This is a genomic window from Thalassotalea sp. G2M2-11, assembly GCF_017168195.1.
In the GTDB taxonomy this organism is placed as follows: domain Bacteria; phylum Pseudomonadota; class Gammaproteobacteria; order Enterobacterales; family Alteromonadaceae; genus Thalassotalea_E.
Genome location: NZ_JADNYL010000005.1, coordinates 17,736 through 32,658 on the forward strand (window position 1 = coordinate 17,736; position 14,923 = coordinate 32,658).

Sequence of the window (14,923 nt, forward strand, 5' to 3'; positions counted from 1 at the left end):
GTTTTATGTTAGGTCCTGTTTGGCAAAAAATTGTTATCACTCTGCTGTTGATTATATTGCAACCAAAGGGGTTAGCGCAGCCAGTAAAACAAATTCAAGAAATCCGTGAACCTGAAGCTGCAACAGGAATTGAGCAAAAGCAAGGTGTTAAAACGAAAGAGTTTATGGTCGTTGCTGCTAATCCATATGCCAGCCAAGCGGGTTATAATATTTTGCAGCAAGGAGGTAGTGCCGTAGATGCAGCAATAGCTGTGCAGATGGTATTAACGCTGGTTGAACCTCAATCTTCAGGTATTGGAGGCGGTGCTTTTATTCTTCATTGGAATCGTAGTGAGCATCAGTTAACCACTTTTGATGGTCGAGAAACCGCTCCTAAAAAAGCAGACTCTCGGCTGTTTCTTGATGAAAATGGTCAAACTATTCCTTGGATAAAAGCGGTTGTTGGTGGTCGATCTGTCGGTGTGCCTGGGGTACTGTCTGCATTAAAAATGGCGCACCAAAAATATGGCAAACTTGCGTGGGAGACACTATTTCAAGATGCGATCAAGCTGGCTGAACAGGGTTTTATTGTATCACCGCGTTTAGCGAAATTAGTGAGTTTAAGGTTTAATCCTGGTATCACAGAACTTCCTGCGATTAGGGATTACTTTTTCCCAAATGGTCAGGCGGTTAAAGCGGGCGATACGTTAAAAAACCCTCAACTAGCTAATGTACTGAAAAGTATTGCTAAGCAAGGTACGGCACCTTTTTATCAAGGCTGGATAGCAAAAAAAATTGTCAACGCAGTACAATCATCACCAGTGGCGCCTGGCAAATTATCGCTTAACGATATGGCAAGTTATGCTGCTGTTGAGCGACCTGCTGTTTGTGGCCCGTATCGTCATTATCAAGTCTGTGGCATGGGACCTCCTAGTTCAGGTGGTATTGCTGTGTTGCAAATATTAAAACAATTAGCGCCTTTTAAGATGTTTGAGCGCAAATTTGATGATGCCCAAACCTTGCACCTTTTTACCCAAAGTTCCCGTTTAGCTTTTGCTGATCGTGCCCGCTATTTGGCTGACAATGATTTTGTATCTGTGCCAGTTGCCGGCTTATTAGATGATAACTATTTGAAGCAAAGGGCGAGCTTAATTGATGTCAATCATGATGTTCAGCCTGCTTTAGCTGGTCATCCTAAAGGTGCTGTCGCCTTAGCTGATGATTCTGCAATGGAGTTACCCTCAACCAGTCATCTTTCTATCGTTGATGCTCAAGGGAATGGCGTGTCTATGACTTCAAGTATTGAGATGGGCTTTGGTTCAGCAGTTATGGTTGAAGGGTTTATTTTGAATAATCAACTGACAGATTTTTCATTAGCTCCTCAGGTTAATGGAAAATGGGTTGCCAACCGGTTAGAACCGTTAAAAAGGCCGAGAAGTTCCATGGCGCCTATGATGGTATTTCAAGACGGTAAGTTGGATATTTTACTTGGATCACCTGGTGGTAGCCGAATTATTAACTATGTTGCGCAGACTTTATTCGCCTTGCTTGATTGGCAATTGACACCACAACAAGCAATAAACCTTCCTAAGATCACGAATCGTAATAAAGTGACGACCTTAGAAAAAGGCACATTGCTTGAGCAATATAAACCTGCACTAGAAGCAAAAGGTCATCAGGTTAAAATTCGAGATCTGAATAGTGGTTTGCATGCCATTAAGATCACCCAAGACGGTTTACTTGGTGGGGCCGATCCGAGACGAGAAGGAAAAGTGATGGGAAACTAAGTATCAATCCACTCGTCACTTTACCCCATAAAAATAGGTGTTATACCATTTTTATGGGGGATAGCTAAAACGGGTCTTTTAATATTTTGTTTATTACCCAATGATCATCAAGCTGGATCAGGGATATGCGTTTTACATCTTTTAGTCGTTCTTCGTTGTAATATCCATCGAAATAGATGGTGATCACTGCTTTGTTCTTAAATTGTTCTCGAACTTTGACACCAGTTGAATCTGGTTCAATGACGACATTGTCGTACGGCATGTTAAATATGTGTCTCGCTACGGCATTGGGAGACTTATAATGCAATAGGATCCTAGACAGTTTGGGGCTACAAACAGAAGCAGCCTTTTCTAAGTCTTTTTCATTATATAAAGCGTGAAAAAATGCTACAGCGACTTTTTCTGGGTTATCAATGTCTTTAATTTTATTTTCATCTTGACCACAAGCGGTTAGTAGTATGAGTAAAGGGGCAAGGATAAGGTAACGGATGCTTTTCATAAAATTATTCTGTAACGGCAAAGATATCGACATAATACATGATTTTAGTGAATAAAAAAGGCGCATAAAGCGCCTTTTGTCGTTTGGCTATCAAAGCCAGCTTTTGTGTTTAATTACTGTACAAGTTCTTTGTCAGAAAAGGTATCAGTAAATAAGGCACTGGATAAATAACGCTCAGCTGAACTTGGTAAAATGACCACAATATTCTTTTCGGCATTTTCAGGTTTTTCGGCTAAACGTTTGGCTGCAACAACTGCTGCGCCGGAAGAAATACCAGCAAGAATACCTTCTTCTTTCATTAGACGATGTGCCATTTCCATCGCTTCTTCATTAGATACTTGCTCAACGGCATCGATAATGTCGAGATCTAGGTTACCAGGAATGAAACCAGCTCCTATGCCTTGTATCTTATGAGGCCCAGGGGTTAATTCTTGACCAGCTAGTTTTTGAGAAATAACCGGCGAATCTGTTGGTTCTACCGCTACTGATAGTACATCTTTACCTGCAGTGTGCTTCAAGTAACGACTCACACCAGTAATTGTACCGCCAGTGCCGACACCAGCAACAAAAATATCAATATTGCCATCAGTGTCTTGTAAAATCTCAGGCCCAGTGGTTTTTTCATGAATTTCTGGGTTTGCAGGGTTATCAAATTGACCGAGTAACACATATTTATCAGGATCTGAATCTTTGATTTCTTGTGCTTTTGCGATGGCACCGCCCATACCTTTCGCACCATCGGTTAATTCTAACTTTGCACCAAGTGCAGCAAGAAGTTTTCTGCGTTCAAGGCTCATTGTTGCTGGCATGGTTAACGTGATTGCATAGCCACGTGCTGCGGCGACAAATGCTAAGGCAATACCTGTGTTACCACTGGTTGGTTCAATGATTTCTTTACCCGCTGAAAGTTCACCTTTTTTTTCAGCATCCCAAATCATATTTGCACCAATGCGACATTTCACGCTAAAGCTTGGGTTTCTTGCTTCTACTTTAGCAAAGACATTACCACCAGTGACACGATTTAGTTTAACCAATGGCGTTTTACCAATAGAGGTCGAGTTATCTTCAAAAATATTTGGCATGTGCAAATCCTTTGATAATTAAATTAGTTAACATTCGCGAGTAATTAACGTTTAATCATTATTATTCTCACGATATAGTGATAATAGTAATTCTTATTTCTATAAAAAGAAGTTCCGATTCGTTATATCTTATATTACAAAAAGTAATAAGAAGCTAAACTAATGCTACCTTTTAGCAAGTATGGTGAATTTTATTACAAGAAGATCAGCTTTTGAGGATAGTTTGTGTTGGAGAAAAAGCAAATAACGGCCGAGCCCGATCGTGGCGATGTAAATAGGCTGACTAAAGAAGAAACTAAAAAAATTCTTACTCCTTTTGCATTTGAAATTGATAAATCATTGTTTGGCTTACCACTAGCTGTCCCTTGGAAAAGAGCCGTTGCTATCAGCGTTGATTTTATGTTGATCGCTTTGCTGGCAGAAGCGCCTGGTGAATTACTTGCGTTTGTTGTTGCGCTGACATTTTTCCGCCTGGGTAGTAAAAAGCGACTAGAAAAACTTGGTAAACCGTATGGCATTAGAAGGCGAATGTTACGTTACTTAGGTGGTGTGATGTTATTTGTTATTTTGGTGGATTTCCTCTCAGAGGTTAATTTCGAACTGTCAACTCCCATAGCTGATACAAGCGGTGGAAAACCTGAACTTATTATTGACAACTCGAAGCAAGTTAAGGTTATTACTGAGCATTTACCTTTACTTGATGAGCAGAAGCAAAAGCAGGAACAGGAGCATGCTCAGGCTAGCTCATCGTATTATAAAGGTGTTCAGTGGCTCAAGGGGATTATTGACGATCTCGGTTTAAGTTTTGGCTGGGCGGCATTTTATTTTAGTGTCTTAACTGCAGTATGGAATGGTCAGACGCCGGGCAAAAAGTTAATGAAAATTAGGGTAGTGCAGCTTGATGGTACGCCGTTATCCGTTTGGGATAGTTTTGGGCGTTATGGCGGTTACGGCGCTGGATTAGCAACAGGTTTATTAGGGTTTTTGCAAATTTACTGGGATCCAAATCGACAAGCTATTCATGATAAAATTTCAGCAACTGTTGTTACCGATTTAACTAAGCAAGTGCATCAGTAAGGCTGCACTTGTCAAGCAGGCTAATGATAATGTCTATGCCTGCTGCACTTGCTGCAACAGGCACATTTGTTATTTTATAAAAGGAACCTGAGTTTTCTGCCTTTTGTTAAGGCATCCAAGCATAGCTTATTTTAGTAAAAAAGGTGCGCTGCTCTCTGGTTAAATCATTAAGGTAATCATCTTGATAACTGCTATCAGAGTAACCTAAATAAAATACGGTTTGAGGGTTTAATTTATACGCGTAAATAAGCTGTGTTGATAAACTTTTGTTGGTGTTTGATACTGCTGAGTATGGATTGTTGTTGGGGTTTCTATCCACATCACTGTGTACTAAATTCAGTTTTAAATAACTGTGCACATCGAATTGATAGGAGACTCTTAGCTCAGATAAATTAGCCTTATAAACATAAGCATGGTCTGCTGATAACTGACTATGAGTAAAGTTTAAATCGGCTTGTAGATGCCGAGTGATGTTATATGAAACGCTCGCATAAAGTTCGTCATAATCACCTAAACGATCATTGCGATAGTCAATTTTATCACCCGTTCTAATTTCTGCTTCAGCGAAAATACCTGGGGTTAATTGTATACCACCATAGACAGTCAATATTTTTTCATTGAATAACCTAGTGTTGTTATCGATTGCTAACAAGGATTCATCATGTCTTAAACCCACTTTGTCGGCAAAAGTCGTAGAGGCTTCAAAATATGATTGCATTGGGCCATCGATACCAAAGCTTGATGTTAATGATTTCTCGAGTAATTCACCTTGTTGATTATGTTTGATTTGCCATTGCCCTGATATTTTCATTTCTTGCCATAAAGAATCCCGCTCACCATAAAAAAGGCGATCAACTAATAGGCGGTTTGAGCGAAAATCTGCTCGCGGCATAAAGCCTAAATCAGCGCGAAAGCCTTGATTAATACTTTGATGCTCAGCAGTAAAGTTCCAAAACTCAGAGCTATGTAGGTAACTGGCTTTTAGGGCATTACCTGAAAATTCATCTTGCTCACGTGTTCTATGCACTTGTTCACTATAGGGGCAATTACCAAATAAACAGTCTTTGCTTTGGCTTTGATCGCATGAGGTTAATTCATCGCCGTAGCAAAAGTCCTGGTAAAGCGTATTAGGGTATTGAGTTGATGAATTCAATACTTGCCCGGTAAGGGTATTTGACTCATCGATCCGATACTTTGAATCTAAACCAAAAACATAATTATGGTAATCATCGGCTTGTCGTAAGGTGCTGATGGCGCCAATGGAAAAGTCATCATTAAAATCATAACGGTATTTCAATGCTGCGGAATGACTTTCGGTATTGAGCGAGGCAATTTCTGAGCCTGTATTGCCTGGAACAATAAAGTTTGTTTCGGTATCGTTAGTAATGAAAAAAGCATAATTATGCGCATTTTGAGTGCCAGTTAACTTCGCGCCATAGTCTGGATCGGCAATATTTCGGGTATATACCAGATCATAATTACTTGAGAAATAGTCGGCATTATCAAGGAAAAAAGGTCGTTTTTCTTGGTAAAATAACGAATAGGTTTTGTTGACACTTAATTGACCCGCATCACTTTCCACGGTGGAAAAATCAGGATTAAGCGTGACATTGAGTAGCGTATTAGCGTTAATGCCCCAGCGAAGATCAACGCCAGCTTCAACTTCTTTATCGCTGTGCCAATCATCTTGTGGTAAATATATATCTCTGGTGTCATTTTTATTGGCGACTATCGCGGGAGTCACTGTAATATTTTTGCCTGTTTTGGCTTGCTTAAAGCCTTTAAATTCAGGAATTTGACATAACCAACAATCATTATCTCTATCTAGGGCGATATGTGAGATACGTAATCGCGTATCACGAGGGTATAGGCGGATCAGTTCCAAAGCCCAGATTTTATCTTTATTGTTATCTTTAAAATTAAGCATACGATAAGGCAGTGCCATTTCCACCTGATAACCTTGCTTAGTAATTTTACCAAATGAATCCCAAATGCCGTCCCAAGAGTCATTGGTTGTCCCTTTCATCACATTTTTGATGCTGTCCATTTGCACACCAAACGGATTGACAAAAAGTTCATAATTTAACCGACGATTGTTATAAGTATCTAGCTTAATGCCAACGATATCGTCTGCCCAGCGACTATCGCGATCGCCTAAGAATGCTTGTATCTGTTCTGGGTTAGGATCGTGAGCCAAAAAACTGATATAAATGTATTCACCGTTTTCGATAATTTTGGCGGTGGTTTTCACTGGACTTGGTTCATTATTCCACGGGTAGTTAACTGTCTGTAGTGAAAATGATTTAGCGTGCAGCCAAATTTCATCATCAAGCTCCCCGTCTATGGTGGCTGATAATTTACTGTGTGGCATCTGTAATTGAGCAACTGATGAGGCACTTCCTGCATGTGAGATGCTTGTAAAAAACAGGGAGAGCAGTGTCAATAACGAAGATAATAGCTGGTAGCAGTAACAGCGTTTTAACTGCATAGGGGGCTCCAAATAGGTTATTATTATTCTCTGCAAAGCTGCAGTACATCCTTTGGGCGTGAATTTTTACAAATTTTATAACTGATTACAATTTATTCTACTGCTTTTAGCATAAAAAAACCGCGAAATATCGCGGCTTTATGTCTTGCTGTTCATTATAACGAAGAAGAATTTATTTTATCCAGGCATAGCTAAACTTCATAAAAACACTACGTTGATTACGCTCTAAATCACTAAAATTACGCTCAGCATCCTGATTATCAGAGTAACCTAAGTAGAAGACAGTTTGAGGATTGATTTTATATGCGTAAAGCAATTCAGAAGAGAGGTTCTTGCTGTGAACAGTAATATCTTCAGGTGCCGTATATAAATAATTATAAGGGTTTCTGTTGGTGTTGTTGTACACCATAGTTAAACGTAGGAAGCTATTGATATTAAATTGATAGGTTGCTCTGATATCAGATAATCGGGCGTTAAAGACATTGGCACCATCGGCATTTAATTGTCTAAAAATTTGTTTAACCCTGAACTCTAAATGCTTATTAATGTTCCAATTTGCTCCAAGGCGTAAAGAATTACTCTCCCCTAAACGGTTGCTACTATAATCAATAGCATCGCCAGTGTTAATGCGGGCGTTAAGATTGACTCCTAACAGAGGTTTGCTGTTTAGAGAAAGGTGCCATTGCTTTTCTGTAAATAACGTGGTGTTGCCATCAATGGCCAGAGAAGATTTATCGTGTCTGCTACCCACTTTATTTCGGTGAGAATAGCCTAAACGTAGATAAGTACCATAAAGGGCGTTCAGTTGGGCATTTATATCGAATTCTTTTTCTATTAATTCATTGTTATCGTTATGGAAAATGTCCCAATCAGAGTAAATTTTAAATTGACTCCACCACTGGCCTGGCTTGGCGTACCACTTTCTATCTCCTCCGATAGAAAATTTATTCTGGTCTACGCGAGAGATAAATCCTAGATCACCACGAAAGCCTGCATTTTGTCGGTCGTAGGTCGCTCGATAGAACCACTTACTATCATTGTGATAATAACCCACTTTGAATGCATTACCACTAAAGCTATCGCTTCCTATCGTTCTTAATAAAGGCTCATTGTATTGACAATCAGCATACTGGCATTCAATTTCACTAGGGTTTTGGCAGTTTTCAATATCATCAGCGCCGCAAAATTGCTGAAACATGTCATCTGGGTATTGGGTATTTGAGTATAATGACTGAAATTTAAATACATCGTATTGATTGAGGCGAAAGCGTGCATCAATACCATGAACACCATTATGATAGCCATCGGCGCTGCGTAGAGTTGAAATCCAGCCTAAGGTGATATCGTCATTGTAATTATAGCGATAACGAAATGCCGTTGCTTTTGATTCACCATCAATTTCAGCGATTGCTGAAGCGCGGTTACCTGGGATCAACACACTTGTACTGCTGTCATCGGTCACAAACAACCCGAAGGAATGATTATTCTGACGGCCCGTTAGCTTTGCACCATAATTGGGAGCATTAATATTGCGGGTATAAACCAGATTATAATTTGAATCGAAGTAATCCGCGTTATCTAAAAAGAAAGGACGTTTTTCTTGAAAGTATAAGGCAAAGTTATTGTTGATATTTAGTTGGGCATTATCGGTTTCAACGGTTGAAAAGTCAGGGTTGATCGTAGCGTTAAGCAATAAATCAGGTGTGATACCCCATCGCAAATCTAGGCTGGCTTCGGTATTGTTTGATGAATGCCAATCGCTATTATCACTGTCTTTTTCTTCATTTTTGCCGGTAACCACTGACGGTGTTATTGTTAAATTATCACCTTGTTTAGCGCCGCTAAAGCCTTCTGCGGTATGGAGTTGGCAAAGTTCACAATTATTGGCGCGATCAAGGTAAACATTTGAGAGTCTTAGTCGTTCATCGCGTGGATATAATCTAAGTAATTCAATGCCCCAATCCTGAAGCCCTTTTTTTTCAGTAAAGTTGAGCATACGCAAGGGTAACGCTAATTCGACCACATAACCCTCATCGTTAATCTCACCGGCACTGTCCCATATGCCGTCCCATGAATCACTTTCTTTTTTAGTGATTTCACTTTCAATACCATCAATTTGAGAGCCAAGCGGGTTGACTAGAAAACGATAAGCGGTGCGTTGATCATTATAGGTATCTATTTTTATGCCAACGACATCGTCGCCCCACGACTTATCTCGATCTCGTAAAAATGCGCGTATTTGCTCGGGGTTTGGATCATGTGCGATAAAGGCAAGATAAAAGGTTTCGCCATCTTCCATTAATAGTGCTTCAGTATTGACAGGGCTAGGAATATTATCGTGTGGTCGAGTGACATTATTCACTAATACTTTTTGAGCGTTTTGCCATTGGGGTTCATCAAGTTTTGCATCTATGGTGATATCACCACTCATGCGGGGAATCATAATATTTGTCTGTTCGGCAGCTTGTTGAGCGAAAGAGAGTGATGATGCTAAGAAAGCAATAATAAAAAAAATACTGTGAGTAAAAAGGAAGCGTGTTTTTACTGCAAACATGAATGCTCCAATTAGCGCTATAAGAAAAATGTGCGTCATTGTAGAAAAGGGTTAATTAGTGTCAATCAAATATCGATAAGCGGCGCTATTCATAGGATTAATGGTATATCACAATGATTTTGTTATATATTTGTTATCATAGTGACAGAAAAAGTTAACATTAATTGCAGCATTAGCCGTGGAATTGTCGTATTATATTTCACCTTATCAATGAAGGTGTTGGGTGTGTTTTTATGGAATTTCCCTTACTTAATATTGTCGCGCTTGCTTGTTTTATTGCGTGTTGGATGGGCTATACCGAATTTGCCCGCCGAAAAGCCAAAACCACTAATTGTATTGCAAGGTGTTTACACCAACATCGAATTCATTGGATGTATGAGGTGGTTACCCGAGATATTAAAGTGGGTGAAGCAGCATTGCTAGCAAACTTAGAGCGAAATATTGCATTTTTTGCATCATCAACCTTATTAGTGTTGGCGGGGGTTTTAACCTTATTCGCTCAAGTTGAAAAACTTGAAGCGGTGATTGCTTCGATACCTTTTACCGAAACGCCATATCATGGTGTAGTACAATTTAAATTAGGCGTACTTGCCTGTATTTTTGTATTGGCATTTTTCCAGTTTACTTGGTCTATGCGTCAATACGGTTTTGTCAATGTCATGGTAGGTGCTGCGCCGATCGGTGATCCCAATAAAAATGACAACTTAAAAAAATATGCTAAACAAATGGCGATTGTGCAGGATCAAGCGGCGCATTCATATAACTACGGCTTACGTTCTTATTACTTTTCCATGGCGGCAATATGTTGGTTCTTTCATCCCGCCTTATTGATAATTGCCAGTATGATCGTGGTATATACCTTATTTATTAGAGAGTTTAAGTCTAAGTCAGTGAAAGCAATTACCGTTGGCCAAGAATTATTATCGGTTGAGCGCCAAACACACCATTAATATTGTTTTTTTATGAGTCATCGATACGCTAATTATACACCGAGTGATTTTGATCATTTTGATTGTGTTAAAATATCTAAAGGAATTTATCTTTTATTGGCATTTGTCTTGCGTGGCTATTTGGTATGGATCATGTCGGTGACAAATATGAAAGACAGGGTGGGTGTTATTCAATGGGTTTATCCTGATCCGACATTATTTTATTTAAGTTTATTATCTGGTGCTGTTGGTTTATTTGTCGTGTTACTATTGAGTTTACGACGACCTGATGCGAGACCATGGGTGAAAATGAGTTGGCGGCAATTACGTCCTCTTTTATTATCGGCGTTATTATTTGATTTTATTGTCAATATATTTGGCTATATTTATTGGCATCATGTCTCGTCATCTTGGTTGATTACAAACTTAGTGATCATGTGCGGCTTTGTTTTATTTTTATTAACAAGCCAACGAGTAACCGTCAATATTGAAGAATTTCCAACAAAACTGCCTGAAAAGTAAAACAGAAAAGGTCATTAATTGTGAGTGAAGCGCAAGGTATACAACAAGAAGAAAGATTAATCATACTTGATACTGAGACTACAGGTATTAACCCCAAAGAAGGGCACCGCATTGTTGAAATTGGCTGTGTTGAAATGGTTAACCGACAGCTAACCGGCCGATCTTATCATGTTTATATTAAGCCGATGCAACATGGTCAGCAGATGGTGATGGAGCAAGAGGTCATTGATGTTCATGGATTAACGGATGAATTTCTCAGTGATAAGCCTAAGTTTGAGGAAGTAGCTCAAGAGTTTATTGATTTTATCAAAGGCGCTGAATTGGTTATCCATAATGCGAAATTCGATGTTGGCTTTATGGATCATGAGTTTATGTTGGCAAGACGCGGCTTACCAAAAACCGAGGATATTTGCACCATAACCGATACCTTAAAGGTATCAAAAGATGAGTTTGGTTCGCCCAAAACACTCGATTATTTAGCTCGATTTTATAAGGTAGATAAATTAGTCGATCGTACCTATCACGGGGCTTTGATTGATGCGCAACTGTTAGCTTTTGTCTACATTGAAATGACCCGAAAACAAGCGGCGCTAAATTTGACTGTAGGAGAGGGACATCAAGAAGGACAAGACGCTAATGCCATTAGGCGCTTACCTGATTCACGACAAAAATTAAAGGTTATACATGCAACTGCCGATGAAGAACTAGCACATAAAAAAAGATTGGCAATTATTGCTGAAGAAGGGGGCGAGCCAATATGGCAAAGTTGAGGTTGTTATCGTTATTATTGATAAGCGTTTTTGCTTTTTCAAACGAGTCATACGCCTATAGTGAAACCCCAAAAGTTAAATATTACGATCAGGATGACATCACGAATCAAATTCCTTTTTTTGATAATCGTTTTCACATTGATGCTCAATTAGAAGAAGTCACTTTGGTGTTTTATCGCAACAGAGGTTCCCAACCCGTTATTTTAGTGCGTCCTGATGGTAGTAAGCTTAAGATCAATACGGTACCTAAGGATAAGGTTAAGTGGTTTGATGATCAAACGTTTGACATGATACAAATTAAGCGGCCAATGCCGGGTCCTTGGCAAGCGGTAGGCGACATTTTACCGAATAGTAAAATTATGTTGGTAACAGATGTAAGATTAGAGGTAGAACCGCTTGCGGAAATTTTATTGTCTGGAGAGACATTAAAAGTTGAGGCGCAAATATACAATAGCGAAAAAGTTATCGACGATCCCTTGTTTAATGACGTGATAGAACTCGATATTGATTTTTATAGCACCAATAATTCTAGCTATGATAATTTTGGCGCAGAACCTATCGATATAGGTGCGTTTCGCGATGATGGCTATGACCTAGATGAGTACGCACGCGATAGTCTATTCACCGCTGAGTTTACCTTAGATTTTGCACCAGGAGAATGGATACCTATCTATCGCGTTAAAATGCCTATGGCTACGCGTGAGTTAAGACAAAAGCCTGTTATTGTTCACTCTAACCCTGTGAGTTTAGTGATTGAGACCTCAAAAGATGGTGAAAGTGAGCATCGATTGTTAATTAACATTGATGATAGTTATGTTGATGCGGATAGTTTGATCTTCCAAGGCAAAGTGACCTTCCCCGACAGACAAAGTGAGCCTTTTGCAATTATGGAGGGTAAGGGGAAGCAACGTATTAAAATGATCCGCTATACCGAAGGTGGCATTCATCGTATTCGTTTAAATGCATTTGGAAAAACGAAAAATGGTAGAGAGTTTCGTTTAGTGGTACCTGATTTTACTTTTAATGTTGAGCGAGTAGATGGGCCATTAGTTCCAACGTTGGACGGTGAAAATCAGGAAACTAAAGAAAGTGAAGCCATGCTAGCAGCTAAAAAAAGGGCAGAAGAAATTGCCCAAGAAAAAGCAAAATTTGAAATGCAGTTAGCACAAGCGAAAGCGGAACAAGAAGCTATCGCACAAGCGGAGCAACAACAAACACTGATCATGATAGCTATTGCTAATGGCATCATTGTTCTTTTTGGTATTGGTATGTTTATCTATTTACGTCGCAAAAATTAGGGCATGATAATTTCATCTAGCCATAATATTTAGCTTTAAGCATTTCTATAACGGGCTGGTGATATTAGCTTTAAGCGGCATTAATAGAGTGAATTGATACAATATTAGAAAAGTACAGGCTCTTTAGTTAGCTTCATGTAAAAAAGGCCTGAACATATAGTGAAACTTTTTAAGCGCTATCTTTTATTACTATTAGCTACTTTTTTATGTCGCTGCATTACATCACAAAGACGATACTTTATAAAAAAGGGTGAATTTTTGCTGTGTTTTTCTACTTATTGCTCACCAAATGCTCATATAGTTAATTATCGTAAAAAAGTGGTTGACGCATTCGATTGTTAACCGTATTATTCCCGCCGCATTCAACGACTTGTTGTTGAAAGCAGTAATTATACAGCGGAGTGGTAGTTCAGTTGGTTAGAATACCGGCCTGTCACGCCGGGGGTCGCGGGTTCGAGTCCCGTCCACTCCGCCAAATAATTATTGCATTGTATCTCTGCGGAGTGGTAGTTCAGTTGGTTAGAATACCGGCCTGTCACGCCGGGGGTCGCGGGTTCGAGTCCCGTCCACTCCGCCACTAGATACAAACAAGTTGCTGTATGAAATATTGCGGAGTGGTAGTTCAGTTGGTTAGAATACCGGCCTGTCACGCCGGGGGTCGCGGGTTCGAGTCCCGTCCACTCCGCCACTATTTCATTTGATTGCTCGAGTGTTTCACTCATAAGAAAAATACAGCGGAGTGGTAGTTCAGTTGGTTAGAATACCGGCCTGTCACGCCGGGGGTCGCGGGTTCGAGTCCCGTCCACTCCGCCACATTTTTCTCTTTCTTAAAATTTCTCAAACCCTTTATCTGTTTTACACCTGATATAAATGCAAAATCACTGGTATTTTGCTATTCACGGTAATGTTTAATCAATGCATTAAGTTCACTACGGGTATTGATCCCCAGTTTTAAATAAATGCGGTAGACATGGTTCGATACTGTTGATGGGGAAAGTTCAAGCGATTTGGCAACTTCCTTAAATGTCTTGCTTTGACAAACCAATGTTGCAACTTGTCGCTCTCTGTCAGTGAGCTCATCTAATTGATTCCTAGCTCGCACCGAAATTTTATATAGCTCACCACAGGGTACCACCTCAAATTGCAAATTCTTATGGCTAAAATTGCCTTCAAATGTTCGAAAATCCAGCGGAAAGCGCTGTGTCGGTGTCGGAGTAAAATTAGCGTCTAAAATATCAAGAAACTTTTGCGTGACACTATGATAAATGCCTTTCTCATCACAGAGGGCACAACGGTTTTCCTGGCTATACGGGATAGTCTTTTGGGTGATTTCATTAAATTGTCGATGCGATGCACTACTGAGTAAATGATAGAGCAAACGATTTTGTAGTGATTGTTCTTGCTCGGTAAAGCAGTGTTCACGATTAAAACGATATAAGGTCAATAAAGTAAATATACCACTGCGCTCGTCAAGATGAATTGAGCTTAAAATTCGCTCAATACCAAAAGGTTTAAAGCATTTTAAATATAATGCTGAGCGGTAAAACTCACTATCTTTTACCACACTACTCATATCGATAGCTTGCCCTTTATTTTGGGTTAATTTATCAAAGATAGGGTTTATATCGAGGTGCTTAATTAACTGACAAAAGATTTCATCAGACACATCAACGGATGTTTGTGTGTGAAAGTTTTGGCTCGAAATGTGACCGGTTCCCCAAATAGCACCATCAAAAGGGATCACTTGTCGTAATTGCTCTAATGCCCAGGTAGGGAATTCTTTAAGCGAAACATTGGGCCCTTCTTTATACAGTTGGCTGATCAGGTGTTCAGCCGATAAGTTAATCATAGAACTACGTTTAATTGTGAGCTATTGGGTCATTTTTACTATATTCAACCAAAGATAACTACTACAAAATGATGATAGTTAACAGCAAT

The 14,923-nt window shown here is 39.5% G+C and carries 11 protein-coding genes and 4 tRNA genes; 10 read left to right on the top strand and 5 right to left on the bottom strand.

What is annotated here, in order from left to right:
- Positions 1–5: 5 nt before the first annotated feature.
- Complete coding sequence (ggt, locus tag IV514_RS16080; RefSeq protein WP_206486345.1) at positions 6–1,766, top strand: gamma-glutamyltransferase; 1,761 nt, start codon at positions 6–8, stop codon at positions 1,764–1,766.
- A 64-nt stretch (positions 1,767–1,830) separates the two neighbouring features.
- Here ggt and IV514_RS16085 read toward each other — a convergent pair whose 3' ends face one another.
- Together IV514_RS16085 and cysK are read right to left on the bottom strand one after the other, a co-directional pair.
- Positions 1,831–2,265, bottom strand: coding sequence for a hypothetical protein (locus IV514_RS16085; RefSeq protein WP_206486346.1), 435 nt, complete (start codon positions 2,263–2,265; stop codon positions 1,831–1,833).
- Positions 2,266–2,378: 113 nt separating this feature from the next.
- A complete protein-coding gene (gene cysK, locus IV514_RS16090) occupies positions 2,379–3,347 on the bottom strand; it encodes a cysteine synthase A (RefSeq protein WP_206486347.1) in 969 nt (322 codons plus the stop codon).
- 225 nt (positions 3,348–3,572) lie between these two features.
- Between cysK and IV514_RS16095 the strand changes: the two genes are divergently transcribed.
- A complete protein-coding gene (locus IV514_RS16095; protein WP_346776938.1) occupies positions 3,573–4,424 on the top strand; it encodes an RDD family protein in 852 nt (283 codons plus the stop codon).
- 106 nt (positions 4,425–4,530) lie between these two features.
- Here the strand turns inward: IV514_RS16095 and IV514_RS16100 are convergent, their stop codons facing one another.
- Together IV514_RS16100 and IV514_RS16105 are read right to left on the bottom strand one after the other, a co-directional pair.
- Entirely contained in the window at positions 4,531–6,912 is a 2,382-nt protein-coding gene (locus tag IV514_RS16100; RefSeq protein ID WP_206486348.1) for a carbohydrate binding family 9 domain-containing protein, read from the bottom strand.
- A 172-nt stretch (positions 6,913–7,084) separates the two neighbouring features.
- Positions 7,085–9,466 carry a carbohydrate binding family 9 domain-containing protein gene (locus IV514_RS16105; protein ID WP_206486349.1) on the bottom strand — a complete coding sequence of 794 codons (2,382 nt, stop codon included), beginning with the start codon at positions 9,464–9,466 and terminating at the stop codon, positions 7,085–7,087.
- 233 nt (positions 9,467–9,699) lie between these two features.
- Here IV514_RS16105 and IV514_RS16110 point away from each other — a divergent pair, with 233 nt between their 5' ends.
- The 8 genes from IV514_RS16110 to IV514_RS16145 all read left to right on the top strand — a co-directional run bounded on the left by IV514_RS16110 (position 9,700) and on the right by IV514_RS16145 (position 13,798).
- Positions 9,700–10,416 (top strand): DUF599 domain-containing protein, encoded by a 717-nt coding sequence (locus IV514_RS16110; RefSeq protein ID WP_206486350.1) that lies wholly within the window; start codon positions 9,700–9,702, stop codon positions 10,414–10,416.
- 12 nt (positions 10,417–10,428) lie between these two features.
- Positions 10,429–10,917, top strand: a complete 489-nt coding sequence (locus tag IV514_RS16115) for a DUF2919 family protein (protein WP_206486351.1) — start codon at positions 10,429–10,431, stop codon at positions 10,915–10,917.
- 20 nt (positions 10,918–10,937) lie between these two features.
- Positions 10,938–11,687 (top strand): DNA polymerase III subunit epsilon, encoded by a 750-nt coding sequence (gene dnaQ / locus IV514_RS16120; RefSeq protein ID WP_346776939.1) that lies wholly within the window; start codon positions 10,938–10,940, stop codon positions 11,685–11,687.
- Positions 11,675–12,985, top strand: coding sequence for a TIGR03503 family protein (locus tag IV514_RS16125; RefSeq protein WP_206486352.1), 1,311 nt, complete (start codon positions 11,675–11,677; stop codon positions 12,983–12,985). Before dnaQ ends, IV514_RS16125 begins: the two co-directional genes overlap by 13 nt.
- Before the next feature lie 398 nt (positions 12,986–13,383).
- A tRNA-Asp gene (locus tag IV514_RS16130) sits at positions 13,384–13,460 on the top strand.
- A gap of 25 nt (positions 13,461–13,485) precedes the next feature.
- Positions 13,486–13,562: transfer RNA gene (locus tag IV514_RS16135), tRNA-Asp, on the top strand.
- Between the two features lie 34 nt (positions 13,563–13,596).
- Positions 13,597–13,673, top strand: a tRNA-Asp gene (locus tag IV514_RS16140).
- Between the two features lie 48 nt (positions 13,674–13,721).
- Positions 13,722–13,798: transfer RNA gene (locus IV514_RS16145), tRNA-Asp, on the top strand.
- A gap of 79 nt (positions 13,799–13,877) precedes the next feature.
- On the opposite strand, the gene IV514_RS16150 is transcribed toward IV514_RS16145, so the two are convergent.
- Positions 13,878–14,834, bottom strand: coding sequence for a helix-turn-helix transcriptional regulator (locus tag IV514_RS16150; RefSeq protein WP_206486353.1), 957 nt, complete (start codon positions 14,832–14,834; stop codon positions 13,878–13,880).
- Between the last annotated feature and the right edge of the window lie 89 nt (positions 14,835–14,923).